This window comes from Phenylobacterium deserti (genome assembly GCF_003254705.1).
GTDB lineage: Bacteria > Pseudomonadota > Alphaproteobacteria > Caulobacterales > Caulobacteraceae > Phenylobacterium > Phenylobacterium deserti.
The window spans coordinates 1,877,436-1,897,468 of record NZ_QFYR01000001.1 but is presented as its reverse complement, the minus strand read 5'-3'; the positions used below and the strand labels follow the sequence as shown (position 1 = coordinate 1,897,468).

The 20,033-nt window shown below is 67.1% G+C and carries 14 protein-coding genes; 4 read left to right on the top strand and 10 right to left on the bottom strand.

Annotation, left to right across the window (positions count from 1 at the left end; all coding sequences use genetic code 11):
• The first annotated feature begins 147 nt into the window (after positions 1-147).
• Entirely contained in the window at positions 148-678 is a 531-nt protein-coding gene (locus DJ018_RS09560) for a zf-HC2 domain-containing protein (RefSeq protein WP_111514581.1), read from the top strand.
• Positions 679-688: 10 nt separating this feature from the next.
• Here the strand turns inward: DJ018_RS09560 and DJ018_RS09555 are convergent, their stop codons facing one another.
• Positions 689-1,450 carry a Crp/Fnr family transcriptional regulator gene (locus tag DJ018_RS09555; RefSeq protein ID WP_165842845.1) on the bottom strand — a complete coding sequence of 254 codons (762 nt, stop codon included), beginning with the start codon at positions 1,448-1,450 and terminating at the stop codon, positions 689-691.
• Between the two features lie 189 nt (positions 1,451-1,639).
• Complete coding sequence (locus DJ018_RS09550) at positions 1,640-2,449, bottom strand: Crp/Fnr family transcriptional regulator (protein WP_111514579.1); 810 nt, start codon at positions 2,447-2,449, stop codon at positions 1,640-1,642.
• Positions 2,450-2,717: 268 nt separating this feature from the next.
• On the opposite strand from DJ018_RS09550, the gene DJ018_RS09545 reads away from it, so the two are divergent.
• Positions 2,718-4,292 (top strand): aldehyde dehydrogenase (NADP(+)), encoded by a 1,575-nt coding sequence (locus tag DJ018_RS09545; protein WP_111514578.1) that lies wholly within the window; start codon positions 2,718-2,720, stop codon positions 4,290-4,292.
• Positions 4,293-4,296: 4 nt separating this feature from the next.
• On the opposite strand, the gene DJ018_RS09540 is transcribed toward DJ018_RS09545, so the two are convergent.
• Complete coding sequence (locus tag DJ018_RS09540; protein WP_205853731.1) at positions 4,297-6,039, bottom strand: histidine kinase famiy protein; 1,743 nt, start codon at positions 6,037-6,039, stop codon at positions 4,297-4,299.
• A gap of 199 nt (positions 6,040-6,238) precedes the next feature.
• On the opposite strand from DJ018_RS09540, the gene purU reads away from it, so the two are divergent.
• Entirely contained in the window at positions 6,239-7,081 is an 843-nt protein-coding gene (gene purU / locus DJ018_RS09535) for a formyltetrahydrofolate deformylase (RefSeq protein ID WP_111514577.1), read from the top strand.
• Between the two features lie 6 nt (positions 7,082-7,087).
• Here the strand turns inward: purU and DJ018_RS09530 are convergent, their stop codons facing one another.
• From DJ018_RS09530 to DJ018_RS09505, 7 genes are all read right to left on the bottom strand, one after another.
• On the bottom strand, positions 7,088-8,038 hold the full coding sequence (locus tag DJ018_RS09530; RefSeq protein ID WP_111514576.1) for a UDP-glucuronic acid decarboxylase family protein: 951 nt from the start codon (positions 8,036-8,038) through the stop codon (positions 7,088-7,090).
• A 10-nt stretch (positions 8,039-8,048) separates the two neighbouring features.
• Complete coding sequence (locus DJ018_RS09525; protein WP_111514575.1) at positions 8,049-9,713, bottom strand: tetratricopeptide repeat protein; 1,665 nt, start codon at positions 9,711-9,713, stop codon at positions 8,049-8,051.
• Entirely contained in the window at positions 9,710-10,468 is a 759-nt protein-coding gene (locus tag DJ018_RS09520) for a hypothetical protein (RefSeq protein ID WP_111514574.1), read from the bottom strand. The genes DJ018_RS09525 and DJ018_RS09520 overlap by 4 nt, the downstream gene beginning before the upstream one ends.
• 85 nt (positions 10,469-10,553) lie before the next feature.
• Positions 10,554-12,632: an O-linked N-acetylglucosamine transferase, SPINDLY family protein gene (locus DJ018_RS09515; protein WP_111514573.1), complete on the bottom strand. Its 2,079-nt coding sequence runs from the start codon at positions 12,630-12,632 to the stop codon at positions 10,554-10,556.
• Between the two features lie 132 nt (positions 12,633-12,764).
• A complete protein-coding gene (locus DJ018_RS09510) occupies positions 12,765-17,957 on the bottom strand; it encodes a beta strand repeat-containing protein (protein WP_111514572.1) in 5,193 nt (1,730 codons plus the stop codon).
• A gap of 253 nt (positions 17,958-18,210) precedes the next feature.
• Positions 18,211-18,378: a hypothetical protein gene (locus DJ018_RS19155; protein WP_165842844.1), complete on the bottom strand. Its 168-nt coding sequence runs from the start codon at positions 18,376-18,378 to the stop codon at positions 18,211-18,213.
• 152 nt (positions 18,379-18,530) lie between these two features.
• Positions 18,531-19,415, bottom strand: coding sequence for a lysozyme inhibitor LprI family protein (locus DJ018_RS09505; RefSeq protein WP_111514571.1), 885 nt, complete (start codon positions 19,413-19,415; stop codon positions 18,531-18,533).
• A gap of 191 nt (positions 19,416-19,606) precedes the next feature.
• On the opposite strand from DJ018_RS09505, the gene DJ018_RS09495 reads away from it, so the two are divergent.
• The gene (locus DJ018_RS09495) at positions 19,607-20,020 is read left to right on the top strand and encodes a helix-turn-helix domain-containing protein (RefSeq protein ID WP_111514569.1); all 414 of its coding nucleotides are present in this window, start codon (positions 19,607-19,609) and stop codon (positions 20,018-20,020) included.
• Positions 20,021-20,033: the final 13 nt, after the last annotated feature.

Genomic DNA, 20,033 nt, shown 5'->3' with positions numbered 1-20,033 from the left:
ACGATCACGGAAGTGGCGCCAGCGCCGTCTTGCAGATCAACTTCGCCGTCCCGACGTTTGAGGGCGTTCACGAACGGCGACTTTTCCGTTCATGTGGGTTTCAGCCGCATCACAGAGTGCGTGGCGCGGGCGTTGGAGTGAAACAGCGTGTCAGCAGAGTCGATTGAGCCGCCGTCCGCGATCCGTCCCGCGGCGTCTCCCCTAAGCCACCATCCCTCCACGGAGAGCCTGGCGGCCTACGCCCTCGGCGATTGCTCCCCGGGAACCGCCCTGCTCATCGTCCAGCACATTGCGCTATGTCCGAAGTGCGCGGGCGCCGTGCAGTCCATGGGCGCCTCTGCGCCGGCAGCCTGGGTCGCGCCTGCGGGGGACGACTGGCGCACCCTGTGCCCTGGTGTGGAGATCTCTCCTGTCAGAGACGTCAGCGGCCTGGGCGAACTGGTGGTCCAGATCCGTGCCGATCCTGGCGCGAGGCTGCCAGGCTCCATGGCGCGCCGAATGGACGAACTGGTCATCCTGGCCGGGGGCTTCACGCACCAGGGCCATGCCGCCAGCGTTGGCGATCTCTGGGCTCCAGGCCTGGACCAACAGCGCGAACTCGTCGCCAACAAGGAGGCCGGCTTCTACGGCCTCTTCACGACGTCGGACGAGGCCTGGGACGATGAGCTGAACGCCTAGCTCGCCACAGCTAAGCGGCCGCCGGGTCGCCGCCCGCAAAGGCGGTCCGCGGCAGGGATTCCAACGACGACTGGCTGAAGGTGATCAATCCCGCCCTGTCGAAGCCGCTCGCCCGGCCGAAACGGAAGTTCACCAGCTTGTTCAGCCTCAAAGTCCGAAGGCTGCGATTCACATGGACGACGCTGAGGCCGAGCGCGTCCGCAAAATGCTCCTGGGTCAGCGGCAGACGGAAGCCGTCGTCCGACACCAATCCGACGTCGCTCAGTCTGTCGTGAAGTTCGAGCAATAGATCCGCCACCCGTTGCACCGCCGAACGGCGCCCTAGTCGGACGATGGCTTCGTAGCGGCGCTCCTGCATCTCGTGCAGCGCTCGGTTCATGGCCTTCGAGATTTCGTCGCGATCCGGCTTCCGCGCCCGTGACAGCAGGTGCGCCACGTCAACGCATTCGATGGGCGTGAGCGCGACCAGCGAGCACGGTCCACTGACGTTCACCGGGCGGGACAGAACCACGTCCCCCGGCAAGGCGAACGAGTAGATCTGCCGGCGTCCATCGGGCAGCACACGCATCTCGCAGGCCCAACCGCTGAGCATCCACTTGGTGCGGGGCTCGCCGGCGACCGGGCTCACAGCCCTGGCGGCGGGATAGCGCTCGATCGGTCCGCTGATTGCGCGAAGCGCCTCCGCCGCCGCCGCCTCAAGGCCGCCGGAGCGCCGCAGCCCAACGATCGCTCGCTCCAAGGCGCTGGCGCGCTCCACTGCCGATTGCGTCATCTCACCCAGATCCGTCGCCCAGGCGATCGTCCGCCGCCCGGTTTGCGCCGAGGATGAGCGTCCGGCGCGCAGCGGCACTAACATCCGCCCAATAAGGTGCTGTTTTCACGACGGCTCTGGATTCGCAGGCGCCCCACGGAGCGCCCGCATGCAGAGCGGCCACGCTGCTGCCGTGAGCTGCGGCGCAGCTCAGGCTATCAGCTGGGATCCAACCTCATGGGCTTCTTGCCCGAAGGTGCGAGGCGCGCTGGCGCCGTCCCGCCCGATCCGCAGGCATGCAAGTTCTCCAAGCGCGTCCAGCCGGAGCATCTCGAGACTGCCGCGACGGGTGGACACCAGGCGCTCGCGCTTCAGAGTCTGGAGCGTGCGGTTCACATGCACCACCGATAGACCCAACACGTCGGCCAGCACTTCCTGCGTCAACGGCATGGGACAGCGCGCGCCCTGGGTCAGCCCGGCCGCCGCCAGTCGTTCGTGGAGCTCCAGGAACAGGTGCGCCGTCCGCTGCAGCGCGTTGAGCCTTCCCAGCCGCAGCAGGTGGTTCAGCAGGGCGGCCTCGGCTTCCTCCTGGAAGGCAGCTGCCGCAGCGCGCAAGGTCGGATCCTGCTCGTAGCCAGCCCCAAAAACCTCCGAGCCGTCGGCAAGGCTGACCGGGGTCAGTGCGGTGATGGCGCAGGCGGCGCGCGCTCGGGAGCGCGGAAGCCCGACCACATCGCCCGGTATAAGGATCCGGCAGATCTGACGCCCTCCGTCGGGCAGTTGCAGCTCCTCGCCAGCCCAGCCCGACAGGATCACTCGCGCGCCGCCGGAAACGCCCGCCACCAGCGGCTCACCCACTTCCCGCCAATCCGGCCGTTCAGCAGCTTGGCGCAGCGCCGAGAGGACGGTCGGGGCGATGAGGCCGAAGCGGTTCAGCCGACGGGCGAAAGGCATCGCGGCCACGCCGCTGTTCGGACGCTTCGGGGCGAACGAGCGATACTCGCTTAGGTCCAGGCTCATGAGGCTGTCTCACAAAGAGAAAGGAACGACACCCACCCATTTGATCACGAACGCGCAGGACCTCGGCTAACTTGGGTTTACCACCTTCCAGGAAAATGAAGTCGCGCTACACAACCTTGACGAGAGAGGCGCCTCGCCTGGATCGAGGCTTCCCATCCGGTCGTGGATGACTACATGAAGGCCCTCGCTGAGCGAGCGCTTGCGACGAGCGTCACAGCGGCGTAGGCCGCGCCTCGGCGGCAAAATCGAACAAGGAGTAGAAGGTCCCATGGCGCTTACGGGTGAAGTCTTCATCGGCCAATCGCGCGAACGCGGAGCCGAGACCTTCCAGGCGGTGAACCCCGCGACCGGGCAGAAGCTGGAGCCGGCTTTCACGTCCGCAACCGCCGAGCACGCCGCCCGCGCCGCCGAACTCGCCTGGGCCGCCTTCGACACCTATCGCGACACAAGCCCGGAACAGCGCGCAGCCTTCCTTGAGAGCATTGCTGAAGAAATCCTGGCGATCGGCGACGAACTGATCGAGCGCGCGATGTCCGAAACGGGCCTGCCGCGCCCCCGCCTGGAAGGCGAACGCGGCCGCACCGTGGGCCAGCTGCGCCTGTTCGCTCAGGTGGTTCGCCAGGGTGACTGGCTCGACGCCCGTATTGATCCAGCTATGCCCGAACGCACGCCCCTGCCCCGTTCGGACCTGCGTCTGCGCCAGATCGCCGTCGGTCCCGTCGCCGTGTTCGGCGCCAGCAACTTCCCGCTGGCCTTCTCGGTGGCCGGCGGCGACACCGCCTCGGCCCTGGCGGCTGGCTGCCCCGTGGTCGTCAAAGGCCACCCGGCACACCCCGGAACCAGTGAGATGGTCGGCCGTGCGATTCAGGCCGCCGTGGCCAAGGCCGGACTACCCGAAGGTGTTTTCAGCCTCGTCACCGGCCACAGCCATGAACTCGGTGGCGCTCTGGTCACCCATCCCCACATCAAGTCGGTCGGGTTCACCGGATCGCGCGGCGGCGGGTTGGCGCTCGTGAAGCTGGCGGCTGCCCGTCCTGAGCCGATCCCGGTCTTCGCCGAGATGAGCAGCATCAATCCCGTCTACCTGATGCGAGGCGCGCTGGCTGAGAAGGCTGAGGACCTGGGCCGAGCCTTCGTGGGCTCGCTAACCATGGGCGCTGGCCAGTTCTGCACGAACCCCGGCCTCGTGGTTGCGCTGGAAAGCCCCGACCTGGACCGCTTCGTGCAAGCTGCCGGCGAAGCGGTCGGCCAGGCCTCGCCCGCCGTCATGCTCACCCCGGGTATCCACCAAGCCTATGTGAAGGGACTGGAGCGCCTGGCCGCCGTGCCGGGAATTCAGGAGGTCGGCCGCGGTCTCGAGCCGAACGGCCCGCACCTCGGCCAAGCCGCCGTATTTTCCGTTAGCGCCGAGGTGTTCCTCGCCGACAAGACGCTCTCGGAAGAGAACTTCGGCGCATCGTCGGTGATCATCCGCTGCCGAGACGTCGAGGAACTGATGAAGGTGACGGAAGAACTGGAAGGCCAGCTCACCGCCACCCTGCATATGAGCGACGCCGACCACGAGGACGCCCGCAAGCTGGTCCGGGTTCTGGAGCGCAAAGCTGGCCGCATCCTGGTGAACGGCTGGCCGACCGGCGTGGAAGTCAGCCACGCGATGGTTCACGGCGGCCCCTACCCCGCGACGTCCGACAGCCGCTTCACCTCGGTCGGCACCCTGGCCATCCGCCGCTTCCTTCGGCCGGTGAGCTACCAGGATCTGCCCGCCGCCTTGCTGCCCGAAGCCTTGAAGCCGGAGAACCCGCTTGGTCTGCGTCGACTTGTGAACGGCGCCTGGGAGGGCTGAGCTCCTAGGCTTCCGCCGGACCGATCTCGGACGGGCTGCGCTCGTCCGGGGCGGTGCTGCGCCGGCCCAGCGCCTGACGCACCCGATCGCCAAGCTCGGTACGGCGATACGGCTTCCCGATGACGTCCAGGCCCGGCCGCGGCGGTCCGTTAACCGTCAGTTCCTCATTGTAGCCGGTGGTGAGCAGGACGGCAGTCTCGGGCGCAAGTTTCAGGACCTCCTCGGCCAGGACGATGCCGTTGATGCCGCCAGGCATCACCAGATCCGTGAACAGCAGGTCCACCGGGGCCTCATTCATCATGCGTTGGAACACCTTCAGGCCGTCCTCGCCGTTGGTCGCTGTCGAGACCCGGTAGCCAAGGCCGCTGAGGATCTCCAGCGCCAGCTCCAGAACCTCCGGCGTGTCCTCCACCACCAAGATATGCGCGGCGCTTTCGGACGAGACCCGCGCCGCCTGCGGAACGAACCTAGGTTCAGGCGCTAAAGCCTCGCTTTGCCCCACCGGGAAGATCATCCGCACGATGGTGCCGCGCCCGAGCTCGCTCTCGATCTCCAGCTTGCCCTTGGATTGCTGAACGAAGCCGCTGACCATGGCTAGGCCCAGGCCCGTGCCCTTGCCTGCGCTCTTGGTGGTGAAGAAGGGCTCGGCGGCGCGCTCCAGCACATGAGGCGGCATACCCTGGCCGTCGTCCTCCACGCAAAGCACCACATACTCGCCAGGGGGCAGGCCGCGCGCAGCGGGATCAGTGGCCAGCGAGCCGGTGGAAATGGTGACAAGCCCCCCATCCGGCATGGCGTCACGTGCGTTGATCAGCACGTTCAGCAGCGCCATCTCCAGGTGAGTCGGATCCGCCACCGCCTTCGGCAGCCGCCGGCGCAGCGAGAAGTGCAGATCGATCTTCCCGCCAAGCGTGGTCTCGATCATCTCCTCGATGCCGTTCACCAGCACCGACAGGTCAATGGTTTGCGGATCGAGGCGGGTCTTGCGCGCGAAGGCCAGCAGCTGACGGGTAAGCCGCGCGCCCCGATCAGCCGCGGCGGCGGCGTTGTCGAGATATCGCTCGGCGCGAGTGTCGTTCACCCGTCCCCGCAGCATCTCCAGATTTCCGCTGACCACCTGCAGCAGGTTGTTGAAGTCATGCGCTAGGCCAGCGGTGAGCTGGCCGATGGCCTCCATCTTCTGCGCTTGCCGGAAGTTCTGTTCGGAATTTCGCCGGCGAGTCACGTCCAGTTGGCTGGCGAAGAAGTAAAGCAACTCTCCCTTGTCGCCGTACACCGGGCCGACGAATACGGCGTTCCAGAACGGCGTGCCGTCACGCTTGTAGTTCAGGATCTCCACCGAAACCGCCCGGTGCTCCCTGATGCCGTCGCGGAGCTCGGCGACGGTTTCGGGATCCGTCTGCGCGCCTTGCAGGAAGCGACAGTTGCGGCCCAGCACCTCTGCCTCGCTGTAGCCAGTCAGGTCCAGGAAGGCGCCGTTGGCGAAGACGATCGGGTCGTCCGGCTGGTTCGGATCCGTGAGGATCATCGGCATCCGGGTCATCTCGACCGCGGCGAAGAAGACGTTGCTTCTCGAGCCGAGGTCCGGATCCGTGATGGTCGCCTCTTTCCAGTGGTGCTGGCCGCTGCGCTCCAGAGGCTCCAAGGCGCCGACGTCCACCTGGCCTTCGGCCGGCAAGCCGCTGGCCTGTCCATCACCTTGGATCTGACGGCCCGGCCCGTCGATGCGCTTGTTGTCGTCGGTCACGCAGCTCTCCTCCGGAGTCGCCCAACGCTTGAAGCGCCGCTTGGCTCAACGGATTTGCGCCTCTGGCCAAGGGACTTCGAAGGGCGCGCAGAAAACCTGCACGTGCGCCGAATTGATCGCGCCCGCCCGGACCGCTAAAGCCGGACGGCTTCGCTGCGGCGGGGCGCTACCCTGTCAGTCGCTACGGAATTGCCGGCCCATGATCCTGACGCTTTCCTGCCCGGACCGGACCGGCATCGTCGCGCGTGTCTCCGCGCTGCTGTTTGAGCGCGGGGCCAACATCCTCGACGCGCAGCAGTTCGACGATCAGGAGACCGGCCGCTTCTTCATGCGCGTGGTGTTCGCGCCGGGCGAGGGCGCCGTCGAGGATCTGCGCGCGGCGATCGGCGAGTTGGCCGAGAGCCTGGCCATGGACTGGACCCTGCGGGATCCGAACGACCGCCGCCGGGTGATGATCCTCGCGTCTCAGACTGATCACTGCCTGTCGGACCTGATCTGGCGCTGGCGGCAGGGCGAGTTGCCCATGGACATCACCGCCGTGGTCTCCAACCACCCGGAAAGCACCTACCCGCACACTGACCTCAAAGGCATCGCCTTCCGCCACCTTCCGGTGACACCGGAAACCAAGGCGCAGCAGGAGGCTCAGCTATGGAAGCTGATCCAGGATACACGCACCGACCTCGTGATCCTGGCGCGCTACATGCAGGTGCTGTCCGATGACCTGTCCGCCAAGCTGGCCGGCCGGTGCATCAACATCCACCACTCGTTCCTGCCCGGCTTCAAGGGCGCGAAGCCCTACCACCAGGCTCACGCCCGCGGGGTGAAGCTGATTGGAGCGACGGCGCACTTCGTCACCGCCGATCTCGACGAAGGCCCGATCATCGAGCAGGACGTGGAGCGCATCAGCCACCGCGACGCGCCGCGCGACCTGGTCCGCAAGGGCCGCGATATCGAGCGACGGGTGCTGGCGAGAGCCGTGCGATGGACGCTGGAAGACCGCGTGCTGCTGAACGGCCGCAAGACCGTGGTGTTCACGGACTAGAGCGCCTCAGGCGGCGGCAGGCCCCGACAGAAGCCCGTCGAAATAGGCGATGGTCTTGCGAAGACCTTCTTCGAGCTGGATCGTCGGCTGCCAGCCGAGAACCTCGCGCGCCTTGTCGATGTTCGGCTGGCGCTGCTTCGGATCGTCCTGCGGCAAGGGGCGGTGCTCGATGTCCGAACCCGTTCCGGTCAGCTCGACGACCTTTTCGGCGAGTTCCCGCATGGTGAACTCTCCGGGGTTGCCCAGGTTGATCGGACCCGTGACCTCGTCGCCGGTGTCCATCAGGCGCAGGAAGCCTTCCACCAAGTCGTCCACGAAACAGAACGAGCGGGTCTGCAGGCCGTCGCCATACAGAGTGATCGGCTCGCCTTTCAGGGCCTGGACGATGAAGTTCGACACCACGCGCCCGTCGTTCGGGTGCATGCGCGGACCGTAAGTGTTGAAGATCCGGGCGACCTTGATCCGCACCTTGTGCTGGCGGTGGTAGTCGAAGAACAGGGTCTCGGCGCAGCGCTTGCCCTCGTCGTAGCAGGAGCGAAAGCCGATCGGATTGACGTTGCCCCAGTACTCTTCGGGCTGTGGGTGCACAGTGGGGTCGCCGTAGACCTCACTGGTGGACGCCTGGAAGATCTTGGCCCGTCGACGCTTGGCCAGGCCCAGCATGTTGATGGCCCCGTGCACCGACGTCTTGGTCGTCTGCACCGGATCGTACTGGTAGTGGATGGGCGACGCTGGGCAGGCGAGATTGTAAATCTCGTCCACCTCGACGAAGAGCGGGAACGTCACGTCGTGCCGCATCAGCTCGAAGTTCGAGTTGGCCAGCAGGTGCGCCACGTTGCGCCGCGCGCCTGTGTAGAAGTTGTCGACGCAGAGCACTTCGTGCCCCTGGTCCAGCAGCCGCTCGCACAGGTGCGAACCGATGAAGCCGGCGCCGCCGGTGACGAGGATGCGCTTCATGAAGCCGTTCTCACTTGGCCTTGCGGGTGCGGGCCTTCTTCGGCGCCGACGTCTCCGCGTCCCCCAGCACCCGCGGATCGCCTTCCAGGCTCGAGGTGTCGAAGCCGTGGTAGAGCGAAAGGAACCGGAACGGGTGCTCCTGGTAGCTCGGGTACATCACGTTGTTGATGTCCGAGCTCGTGTCGAAGTAGCCGAGCTGCGCCTGCGGCTGGCGGAAGGCCAGGTGATGGCGGGCCAGGATCAGCGCCAGCTGGTCGATCCAGCGCGTCACCTCCGCGCCCGCCAACGCACGGTCGAGGTACGCCCGCAGCCAGCGCAGCATGGCCTGTGCGCTTTCGGTCGGGCGCACCAGCACGAGATTGGCGGTCAGTCGCGACCCGGCGGCATGGCTGATGGCGTTTTCGTTGAACACCACATCATCGCTCGCGCAGCGGGCCAGGAGATCCGCGACGCCACGCTGCAGCAGAAGGTCAATGTCCGACACGAACACAGGACGTTGCAGCGCCGCCAGCAACGAGCCCAGCCGCTGGAACCGGACGCTCTGGTAGTGCGCCACCGGCTTGTCGATGAGGCCTTTCGGCGGCGCGTCGTAGCAGCGTGTGGCGACCCAGGCGGCGTCGAACCGATCGGCTGCAAACATCAGGCGCGGATCATCGATCCCCACCTTCGCCGCGATTTCGGCTAGGCGCCCCGCCCCGCCAATGACGTGGATCACCACCACGCAGGGCACATCGCTGTGCTTCAGAACCGACAGGGCGTACCAGCGGGCGTAGAGCTCCACATAGGCTTCGTCGGCGGCTGCGAAGAACACGGCTTCGGCGCCGGCGGCTTCGGCCATCTTTCTTAGGTGAACGAGCCCCAGCTGCAGCCCACGAGCATCGGCATACTCAACATCGTCGTCGGAGGCCGCCGGAGGCGTGGGACCGCGCACAGCGGTCATGTCAACGCCCTGCAGCAGCAGGCGATAATGCTTCTCCCAGCCCTGCCATTCCGTGCCTGGCTCGGCCTGCACGTCCAGGCGGGCCGCCGCGTTCAACAGCGCGGACAGCTGCAGCTCGCTGCGCTCCGTCAGGGGACGGCAGAGGATGGCGCTCGCGACGTCATGGATGTCGCGCAGCTTCAGCAGCGCGTGGCTGGGGTTGCTGCTCGACAGCGCCATCCCGAGGCGGTGTCCGATTTCGCCATCGGCTTCGCCCAGCGCCTTGCAGACGTCCGCCATCAGCTGGTGGGCGTTGAAGTGATCCGGCTCGATCGCCAGGATCTTCTGAGCGTAGGTCACCGCCTTCTCGAAGCGGCCGAGCGTGCGGTTGCAGCCCATCGCCGCGTCCAGCATCTGGACCGCATTGGGCAGCACCTCGGCCAGAGCGGCGGCATACGCTTCGGCCGTTTCCGTCGCGCCGCTTGCCATGTGCTGGTTGAAGAGAGTGACGCCGGCGTTGGCGTGGGCCTCCACCTCGGCGGGCGAGATCGCCTTCAGTCCGCTGGCGCGCTGGGCGGCAAGGCGCTGCAAAGCGGCCAGCGTGGGCTCCGCCCCGCCGCTCCGCCAGACGGCCGCCTGCGGGTCTTGCGGCCTCAGGCTCGCCAGATGGTCGAACAGGATTTGAGCGTCGTCGACACGTCCCTGCGCCTTCAGCTGCTGCCCCAGCGCCAGGATGCCGGTTTCGACCGCATTCATGGGCGCAGGTCCTCGACAGTCAGGGCGAGATGCCAGTTCAGGCGCAGAAGCGGCGCGATTGGCTGGAAATCCGGCGGCTCGTAGCGCGAGATCATCTGCAGCGGGCACTTCACCTTCAGCACCTCGAGCATCAGCACAAAGGCGGTGTCGACGGTGATGATCTCCCGCGCCCGCTCGGCGACGCCGGCCCAGTCAAACATGGTGAAGCCCGGCACCACGCCCATTCGGATCGTGTCGCCGCGGTCCTCCACGTGGATCTGCCGGGTTCGGCAGTTCTCGTTGATCAGGATGAAGTCGCGACCTTCATCGATCCCCAGGTGCGCCAGCAGCGCTGCTTCGCGCTCGGGGTTGCGCTTGAGGCTGACGGAGTCGGCCCAGTCCGCATATTCGATCCCGGCGATCAGGTACTTCAGGATCATTGTGTCGCGCGGGCTCTTCCTCCAGCTGGAATCGAGCGCGAGGAACATGCAGTGCTCGTTTTCCAGAGGCTGGAAATGGAAGCGCCAGTCGCCCTGCATGGACGCCGCCTCCGCCTGAGCTCGAACACCTTCGTAAAGCGGCTTGTAGTCGAAAGACTCGCTGAGCAGCGGCATCTCGACACCTGCCGGGATGTTCAGGTTCTGCGGGATCCAGCCGAACTGGTCCTCCACCGGGAAGATCACCCGATGGCCCTGCGCGGCGCAGACAGCCGCGATCTTCATGCAGAAGAAGATGTCGCCGCCGAACCTGGGCTGGATGAGGAGAACGGGCTTCATGACTCAACCGGCTGCGGCAGGGTTAACCCTGTTTAAGAACCAGCCGTTAACGAAACCCTGAGGCGGCGAGCACGGCTCGCTGCGCTTAACTCGCGGCACGCTTGCGCCGCGCGGGCTCCGCGAGCGGCGGCCCACCCAGCTCCTGCCCGGCGTCAGCTTCCGACCACAGGCGGCTGTCGGCGCTCAGCGACCGCACGCGATGCCGTGCCGTCAGCTTCTCGCGATAGAGCCCGTGATAGTCGACCACCGCCGTCATCTCCTGCGCCTCGTGGTCGAGCTCGGCGCCCACGGCGAGGTAGGTCGCAAGGTTGCGCAGGTCAGGATGCGGCAGGCGGCCCGCCATATAGTCGCCGGCCATATGGGCGTAGAGGCCTTCGAGGCTCTCCACCAGTTGCTCCATGTTGAAGAGGTCGCAGGTTGCACGCCCCGCCTCCAGCCGCGCCTTCAACTCGGCGACGCGCGCGGGATCGCGGCCAAGCTCAATCGCCAGCCGCACATAGTCCTCGGCCGTCTCGCAGACGAGCTCCGGCAGGCCGGCCGACCGCGTGAGGCTGCCGCACACACGCGAGGCGAAGCAGCGGCCCGACAAGGTGACCACCGGCACCCCCATCCACAGCGAGTCCGAGGCCGTGGTGTGGGCGCCGTAGGGCGCGGTATCGAGGAAGACGTCGGCAAGTGGATAGCGGGCCAGGTGCGCAGGGTTCGGCGCCTTGGGCGCAAACACGATCCGCGCCGGATCAAGCCCCACCAGCTTGGCGTAGGCTCTGAGGCGGGCGTTGCTTTCCCCCGTGCCCTCCAGCAGCCACAGCACGCTGCCCTCCACCGCGTGCAGGATCTGCGCCCAGCGCTCGAACACAAAACGGGTGATCTTCTGCGGGCCGTTGAAGCAGCAGAAGACGGTCCCCTGTTCCGGCAGGCCTGCTTCCGTCCGGCTGGGGCGGTGCGGCGCTACGACTCGCTTGCGGTCGTTCGGCTGGTAACAGGGCAGCCGAACCACGTGCTCGGAGAAATAGAGCTCGCTGCCGGCGGGGATCACCCAGGGATCGCCGATCACGTAGTGATGGTAGGGGCTGCCCATGGTGCCGGGATAGCCGAGCCAGTTCACCTGGATCGGAGCGGGACGGCGCGCAAAGACGCCGGTCCGTGCGTCGCGGGTGTGACCGTTGACGTCCACCAGGATGTCGATCTCGTCGCGGGCGACCATCAGAGCGGCTTCGTCGTCGCTCAGGCCCTTGAAGTCGCGCCAGTGCTCCACCGCGGCCTTGATGCGCTCGTGCAGGGCCTCAGTGCTGTCGCGCCCGCAGTAGTAGGCGAACACCTCGACCTGGTCGCGATCGTGCAGCTCGAACATCTCGGCCATCAGGTAGCCGATGGCGTGGTCCCGCAGATCGGACGAGACGTAGCCGACGCGAAGACGCCGACCGCCCGGAGCCACGATCGCGTTGCGACGGTCGCTGCCGTCCGGCCCCGAGCGCTCATCGATCGCCCGCTCGACATAGCGCGCCCCTCCGGCGAGCTGCAGCAGCGGGTCATCCGAATAGGCGCAAAGAGAGAGCGGGTGCGCGCCGGCCACGATTTCCTTGCGCTCGACCCCTTCCCAAGGCGTCGCCACTGGCCATTTGCACTGAGCCAGCCGCATGGCGACGAACTGCTCCATCACCTCGCGATCGCCAGGATTGAGCGTCAGCGCTTCTGTAAGGGCGACCTCCGCCGCCTCCAGTCCCTGCGCCTCCCCCAGCACCCGCGCCAGCTGGCGCAGGGTGGCCAGCTTGTAGCCGACCGCCTGTCCGTTGACGGGAGCGAGGCGAGCCAGAACGCTCTTCCAGACCTCGATGCCCTTGGGCAGCGCGCCGGTCTTCTCGAGCATGCCGCCCAGGTTGATGTAGGCCGGGACGAACTCGGGATTCTGCTCGATGGCCTTGTTCAGCGCCTCGATGGCCGCGGCCACGTCGCCCAACTGACCGCAAAGCGCCGACATGTTGAACCAGGCCACATAGACCTGCGGATGGTCGGGATTGAAGCCGATCCAGATCTTGTAGAGCTGCTGCGCCAGGCTGGGCTGGCCGGCCTCGGTCAGGGCGCCGGCCGCATTGATCAGGTCCGGCAGCGACAAGGTCCGGTCCGTCACCCGTTGGAGGGCGGCGAGGAAGGCGTTCTCGGACATGCGGATCTCAAGGCGTGATTCGGCCCGTCAAGGATCGCATGGCGGATTCTTCAGCGCCAACCACCAGCGTGGCCGTGCGGCGGCAGGCCGCGCCGAAGCCCGAAGGCTCCGGCGCGTCCGCTAGGTCTCGGATCAGCTCGCGCCGAGGTACACCGCGATCTGCGCGTTGGTCATCGTCTGCACCTGGGCGGCGGTGAAGCCGCTCATCTGGGTGGCCGCTAGGCCGCCGAGCTGGGTGGCGGAGATGTTGTCGATCTGCGTCTCCGTCAGGCCCGCGATCTGGGTCGCGGCGAAGAGCTGACCGATCATCGTCGACGTCAGGCCGCTGACCACCGTCGTGCTAAGCGAGCCCACCTGGTTGGCCGTCAGGGCCTTGAACTGGGTCGCCGTCAGCTCGCCGACGTCGGTGCTGGACAGAGCCGCCACCTGGGTGCCCGTCAGGCCCTTCAGCTGCACCGCCGAGAGGCTTTGCATCTGCGTGGTGTTCAGGCCCGTGACGTTGGTGGTCGACAGGGCGCCGATCTGAGCGGCGGTAAGCCCCTGCAGCTGGGTAGAGCCAAGCTTGCCGAACTCGGTGGTCGACAGGCCAGACACCTGGGTGGTGGTCAGGCCGGCCACCTGCGCCGCCTTGAGGCTCTGCACCTGAGTGGTGCTGAGGGCCGACAGGTTGGTCGCGCTAAGCGAGCCGATCTGCGCCGCGGTCAGGCCGGACAACTGAGTGGTGCTCAGGCCGCCGATCGCAGTGGAGCTGAAGGTGCCCAGCTGGGCGTTGCTCAGAGCGCCGATGTGGACGGCGGAGAGTTCTCCAATGTCCGTCGGGGTCAGGGCCGCGAGTGTGGTCGTGCTCAGGCCCTTGATCTGAGCCGCGCTCAGCCCCTCCATCTGCGTGGCGTTCAGGGCCGACAGGTTGGTCGTAGACAGCGCGCCCAGTTGGGAGTTCGAGAGCGCGCCGATCTGAGCCGCGGACAGTTCACCCATGTCCGTGGTGGTCAGCGCCCCGATCTGGGTGGTCGTCAGGCCCTTCACCTGGGCCGCGCTCAGCGACCGCATCTCAGTGCCGTCCAGAGCCGACAGGCTGGTGCTCGAGACAGCGCCAAGCTGTGCGGCCGACAGGGCCTGCAGCTGGGTCACCCCGAACTCGGCGAAGTCGGTGGTGGACATCGTCGACAGTTGGGTAGTCGTCAGACCCTTCACCTGGGCCGCGCTCATCGCGGACACCTGGGTGGCGGTCAGGCTCGACAGGTTGGTGGTCGACAGCGCGCCGACCTGCGCGGCGCTCAGGGCCCCCACCTGGGTGCTCGACAGCTTGCCGAAGTCGGTGGTCGAAAGACCGCCCACCTGCGTCGCCGTCAGGCCGGCCACTTGAGCCGCCCCGAGGCTCTGCACCTGTGTGGTGCTCAGGGCCGACAGCTTGGTCGAGCTGAGCGAGCCGATCTGCGCCGCGGTCAAGCCGGAGAGCTGTGTGGTGCTCAGGCCGGACAGCGCCGTGGAGCTCAGGACGCCCAGTTGATCGTTGCTCAGGCCGCCGATCTGCGCGGCGCTCAGTTCGCCAATGTCGGTGGCGGTCAGCGCCTGCAGGGTCGTGGTCGACAGGCTCTTCACCTGCGCGGCCGTCAGACCCGACATCTGGGTGGAGGTCAGCGCCGACAGGTTGGTGGTGTTGATCGCGCCGAGCTGAGCGTTAGACAGAGCCCCCAGTTGAGCCGCGCTCATCTCGCCCACATCCGTGGTCGACAGGGCGCCGATCTGGGTGGTCGTCAGGCCCTTTACCTGCGCCGCGGTAAGCGAGCGCATCTCAGTGCCGTCGAGAGCCGACAGGTTGGTGGTGGAGATCGACGCCAGTTGGGCGGCCGACAGGGCCTGCAGCTGGGTCACCCCAAACTCGGCGAAGTCCGTGGTGGACATCGTCGACAGCTGAGTGGTCGTCAGACCCTTCACCTGGGCGGCGCTCATCGCCGACACCTGGGTGGAGGTCAGGCTCGACAAGTTGGTGGTCGACAGCGCGCCGACCTGGGCCGCCGTCAGGGCGCCCACCTGGGTGCTCGACAGCTTGCCGAAATCGGTGGTCGACAGACCGCCCACCTGCGTCGCCGTCAGGCCAGCCACCTGAGCCGCCTTGAGGCTCTGCACCTGTGTGGTGCTCAGGGCCGACAGGTTGGTCGCGCTGAGCGAGCCGATCTGCGCCGCGGTCAGGCCGGAGAGCTGTGTAGTGCTCAGGCCGGACAGCGCCGTGGAGCTCAGGACGCCCAGTTGAGCGTTGCTCAGGCCGCCGATCTGCGCAGCGCTCAGTTCGCCAATGTCGGTGGCAGTCAGCGCCTGCAGGGTCGTGGTCGACAGGCTCTTCACCTGCGCGGCCGTCAGACCCGACATCTGGGTGGAGGTCAGCGCCGACAGGTTGGTGGTGTTGATCGCGCCAAGCTGAGCGTTGGACAGAGCCCCCAGTTGAGCCGCGCTCATCTCGCCCACATCCGTGGCCGACAGGGCGCCGATCTGGGTGGTCGTCAGGCCCTTTACCTGCGCCGCGGTAAGCGAGCGCATCTCAGTGCCGTCGAGAGCCGACAGGTTGGTGGTGGAGATCGACGCCAGCTGGGCGGCCGACAGGGCCTGCAGCTGGGTCACCCCGAACTCGGCGAAGTCCGTCGTGGACATCGTCGACAGTTGGGTAGTCGTCAGACCCTTCACCTGAGCGGCGCTCATCGCCGACATCTGGGTGGAGGTCAGGCTGGCCAGGTTGGTGGTCGACAGCGCGCCGACCTGCGCGGCCGTCAGGCCGCCGATCGCCGTGGCGGAGAGCTTGGCGAAGTCCGTCGTGGACATGCCGCCGACCTGCGTCGCGGTCAGGCCGACCAGCTGCGCCGCCTTCAGGCTGCCGAGCTGCGTGCTGGACAGGGCCGACAGGTTGGTCGCGCTGAGCGAGCCGATCTGCGCCGCGGTCAGGCCGGAGAGCTGCGTGGTGGACAGGCCCGAGATGGCCGTGGACGACAGGGTCGCCAGCTGAGTGTTGGTCAGCGCGCCAAGTTGCGCCGCGCTCAGCTCACCGATGTCAGTGGCGGTCAGCGCCTGCAGGGTCGTGGTCGACAGGCTCTTCACCTGCGCGGCCGTCAGACCCGACATCTGGGTGGCGTTCAGCGCCGACAAGTTGGTCGTGTTGATCGCGCCGAATTGAGCCGTGGAAAGCGCGCCGAGCTGGGCCGCGCTCATCTCGCCCAGGTCCGTGGTCGACAGGGCGCCGATCTGCGTGGTCGTCAGGCCCTTCACCTGCGCCGCGGTAAGCGAGCGCATTTCCGTGGCGTCGAGGGCCGACAGGTTGGTGGTGGAAATTGAGGCCAGTTGGGCGGCCGACAGGGCCTGCAGCTGGGTCACTCCGAACTCGGCGAAGTCCGTCGTGGACATCGTCGACAGCTGAGTGGTGGTCAGCCCCTTCACCTGGGCCGCGCTGAGACCGGAAATCTGAGTGGCGCTCAGACCGGAAAGGTTGGTCGTGCTGAGCGAGCCGAGTTGCGCCGCGCTCAGGCCGGACAGCTGGGTAGACGACAGCTTGCCGAAGTCGGTGGTCGACATGCCGCTGAGCTGGGTCGTCGTCAGGCCGGCGATCTGGGCCGTCTTGAGCCCCTGGATCTGCGTGGTGCTCAGAGCGGACAAATTGGTGCTGCTCAGCGAGCCGAGCTGCGCGGCGGTCAGGCCGCTAAGTTGGGTCGTGCTCAGACCCGACAGGGCGGTGGAGCTCAGAACACCAAGTTGTGCGTTCGACAGCGCGCCGAGTTGCGCAGCGTTCAGCTCACCGATGTCGGTGGCGGTCAGCGCCTGCAGGGTCGTGGTCGACAGGCTCTTCACCTGCGCCGCTGTCAGGCCGCTCATCTGGGTGGCGTCCAGCGCCGAAAGCGCGGTGGTGGACACCGCCCCAAACTGGGCCGTCGAGAGGGCGCCGAGCTGGCTCGCGTTCATCTCGCCGATGTCGGTGACCGACAGGCTGGAGATCTGCGTGGTCGTCAGGCCCTTCACCTGGGCTGCGGACAGGGCCTGCATCTCCGTCCTGTCGAGAGCCGACAGGTTGGTGGTGGAGATGGCGCCGAGCTGGGCGGCCGAAAGCGCCTGCAGCTGGGTCACTCCGAACTCGGCGAAGTCCGTGGTGGACATCGTCGACAGCTGGGTGGTGGTCAGGCCCTTCACCTGAGCCGCCGTCAGGCCCGACATCTGGGTGGAGGTCAGGCTCGACAGGTTGGTGGTGCTCAGGGCCCCCATTTGGGCGGCGCTGAGGCCGGCCACCTGGGTGGTCGTGAACTTGCCGAAATCGGTGGTCGACAGGCCGCCCACCTGGGTGGTCGTCAGGCCGACGAGCTGCGCTGACTTCAGGCTGCCCAGTTGCGTGCTGGAGAGGGCCGTCAGGTTAGTGGTGTTCAGCGAGCCGAGCTGGGCGGCCGTCAGGCCCGAGAGCTGGGTGGTGCTGAGGCCCGACATCTCGGTCGAGCTGAACGTCGCCAGCTGGGCGTTGCTGAGGGCGCCGATCTGCGCCGCGCTCAGCTCGCCGATGTCCGTGGTGTTCAGCGCCTGCAACGTGGTGGTCGACAGGCTCTTCACCTGTGCGGCCGTGAGGCCCGACATCTGGGTCGCGTTCAGCGCCGACAGGTTGGTGTCGGAGATCGCAGCCAGTTGGGCTGTCGAGAGAGCGCCGACCTGGGTGGACGAAAGCTCGCCCATGTCGGTGGTGGTGAAGGCCGCCAGCTGGGTGGTGGTCAGGCCCTTGATCTGAGCCGCCGACAGGCCGCTGACGGCCGTTGCGTCCAGGCTCTTGATGTTGGTGGTCGACAGAGCGCCGAGCTGGGCCGCCGACATGGATGCGACCTGCGTCGCGGTGATCTCGCCGAAATCGGCGGTCGACAGGCCGGAAAGGACGGTGGTCGACAGGCCCTTGATCGCGGCGCTGCTCAGCGCGGCGACTTGGGTGCCTTCAAGGCTCGCGAAGTTGGTCGCGCTGAGGCCGCCAATCTGCGCGGCGGAGAGGGCGCGGATGTGGGTGGTGTCCAGGGCGTCCAGCTGCGTCGTCGTCAGGGCTCCGACCTGGGAGCCGCTGAGCGCCATCAGCTGGTTGGTGTCGAACACGACGCCGGCCTGGAAGACCGGGATCTGGGTTGCGGTCAGGCCTTTGGCGGCCGCCGCTGTGATGCCGGACACCTGAGTGGCGGTCAGCGCCCCGATCCCCGTCGTGGTGATCGCAGCGACCTGCGTCGCGTTCAGCTCGCCCATTTCCGTCCGCGAGAGGGACTGGATGGACGTGATGGACAGCGTGCTGATCTGGGCAGCCGTCAGGTTCGAGATCGTCGCCATGGAAGAACCATCCTGGTCGAGAACTGGCCGACGTTCTGTCGGTCAGGGTCCGGTAAGAAGAGATACGCCCCGTACACGTGCTACTCGCACCGGGTACCTACAGCAGCTTTGCATTGACAATTGGTTACGCTTGGCGACCGCCGGCCCCGCGAACGTCGGTTTTCTTAAGGGTTGCGGCACAGCGCGTTGTCGCACGCGGGCCGCGCCCGCTCGCCGTCGCCTCTTGGCTTCTTGAGCTTGAGAGCTCGACGCCTCAGGCGTCGCAGGCCCGCGCGGCATGAGCCACATGGAAGCTTCCCGAATGGGAGAGCACGATCCAATCGCCGCAGTGCGCCACCACGGGCCCTTCCGGGGTACGCACCTGCACAGCCGAGGCTTCCGCCACGGCGCGTGCGTCATCCCCCAGCCACATCCAGAGCATTCGCCAGCTCTTTGAGTCGTGCTGAGGCGGCACACGCAACGCGGCGCCGTGGTCGAAGGAAGGCTTTGAACGACTGACTCGCATCATCCCGAATCACTGGATCACAGAGTTCGGCAGTTCCGCCCTGCTTCGGTGACCAGAAGCTTAACTCGCTATCGACGTGACGCAGCCCGGAGCTCGCGGATCCGGCTTTCGTAAAGCGCGGCGACCTTGCGCCGATTTGGCGCCGCCGCATGCAGCTCGACCCGCCAAGCGGCCTGATCACGAACCAGCTGGCGTCGTTCCGCCCCGGAACCGGAGGAGATCGCCCGGTTGTAAGCCGCTCGCATCCGTCGGTCGGCAGCCCGCAGCGATGCGTCCGCGCAGAGCACCCGCTCGGCGGGCGTCGACATCAGCCGGCAGCGGGTGGCGTTCGCCTTGGCGTTAGCGGCGGCCGCCGCCCGAGACGAGGCTTTCCGCGTCTCAGCGGCTTTATCCTTTCGCGCTGACGGGGCGGCCTCGGCAGCCGCGCGCGCGGTGACCTGCGACGGGGTTGGGGAAGCCGCGCCGCCAGCGTTCCGAGTGAGGCGGCGCACCGCGTCCAGCCGCGCAGCCGGGTTGGCGTCGTCCGGCAGAGCGGCTCCAGCCGCCGCCAGCCGACGAGCCTGCTCCGCCTCGTCCGGCGCTCGCCCGCGGATCGCGTCCGCAAACAGTCCGAAGGCCAGGCAATAGTCGAGCACCCGTGCGTCGTCCTGGAGCGACTCCAGGCAGCCTTGCGAAAATCGGGTGAGGGCCTCCGCCCCGCCTTGAGCGTAAACCTCCCTTGCATCCTCGTAAGCCTTGGCGACCTGCGCTTCGCTCGGCTCGGCATGCGCCGCAGGACGGGTCTGAACGGAGGGTATGGCGGCAGGTGAAGCCGGCGTCATGGTCCGCGGGTCCAGAGCGCTGTCGCCGCCACGGCCAACGCACCACGCCAAGCTCGCTGAGAGCGCAAGCGCGAGCACCACTCCGCCCACCGCGCGGCCGCGGCCGGAGCCCGCATCCGTGTTTTCTTGCACGCCAGGGTGGGGGACTCCTCCACCGGTGGCGTCATCTCCGGCGTGACCACGCATGTACATCCAACCCTCAGCCTACAGCTTAGGTTGCGGCGCCCGGCCATCGAGCTGGCCTTGTCGCACCTGATGAGCACCGAGGATCTGGATTTGAGCTGCCGGTCCGCTGTCCGAGAAGAAGCTTAAGAGGGAAGTAGATGCCTGATCCGTCCACCAAGGCGCCCGACCCGATGGACATTGCGCTCGGCGCGGCCGTGCGCATCCGCCGCCGGACTATCGGCCTCTCGCAAGAAGCCCTGGCGGAACAGTGCGGCGTCAGCTTCCAGCAGATTCAGAAGTACGAGAACGGCGCAAACCGGATCTCCTTCTCGCGCCTCGTGCAGATCGCCCGCGCCCTGAAATGCCGCGTCGTGGATCTAATGGACGTGCTCGACACGCCGGAAGGCGGGACCAACAGCGACATCGACGTGCTCACGCGCATGCGCACACCGGGCGCTCTGGAGTTGCTCTCAGCTTACGAACGGCTGGCGCCGGAATCCCGCGCCTCGCTGGTCGCCCTGCTGCGCAGCCTGACGAACGAGCCGGCGCTCGCCGCCAACCAGGCGGCCTGATCTAGGTGATCTG

What these genes read in the sequence shown, in the direction of transcription:
- DJ018_RS09555 (WP_165842845.1), bottom strand. Translation starts at nt 1,450, where the DNA reads ATGACGCAATCGGCAGTGGAGCGCGCCAGCGCCTTGGAGCGAGCGATC.
- DJ018_RS09530 (WP_111514576.1), bottom strand. Translation starts at nt 8,038, where the DNA reads ATGAAGCGCATCCTCGTCACCGGCGGCGCCGGCTTCATCGGTTCGCAC.
- purU (WP_111514577.1), top strand. Translation starts at nt 6,239, where the DNA reads ATGATCCTGACGCTTTCCTGCCCGGACCGGACCGGCATCGTCGCGCGT.
- DJ018_RS09495 (WP_111514569.1), top strand. Translation starts at nt 19,607, where the DNA reads ATGCCTGATCCGTCCACCAAGGCGCCCGACCCGATGGACATTGCGCTC.
- DJ018_RS09545 (WP_111514578.1), top strand. Translation starts at nt 2,718, where the DNA reads ATGGCGCTTACGGGTGAAGTCTTCATCGGCCAATCGCGCGAACGCGGA.
- DJ018_RS09510 (WP_111514572.1), bottom strand. Translation starts at nt 17,957, where the DNA reads ATGGCGACGATCTCGAACCTGACGGCTGCCCAGATCAGCACGCTGTCC.
- DJ018_RS19155 (WP_165842844.1), bottom strand. Translation starts at nt 18,378, where the DNA reads ATGCTCTGGATGTGGCTGGGGGATGACGCACGCGCCGTGGCGGAAGCC.
- DJ018_RS09515 (WP_111514573.1), bottom strand. Translation starts at nt 12,632, where the DNA reads ATGTCCGAGAACGCCTTCCTCGCCGCCCTCCAACGGGTGACGGACCGG.
- DJ018_RS09550 (WP_111514579.1), bottom strand. Translation starts at nt 2,449, where the DNA reads ATGAGCCTGGACCTAAGCGAGTATCGCTCGTTCGCCCCGAAGCGTCCG.
- DJ018_RS09520 (WP_111514574.1), bottom strand. Translation starts at nt 10,468, where the DNA reads ATGAAGCCCGTTCTCCTCATCCAGCCCAGGTTCGGCGGCGACATCTTC.
- DJ018_RS09525 (WP_111514575.1), bottom strand. Translation starts at nt 9,713, where the DNA reads ATGAATGCGGTCGAAACCGGCATCCTGGCGCTGGGGCAGCAGCTGAAG.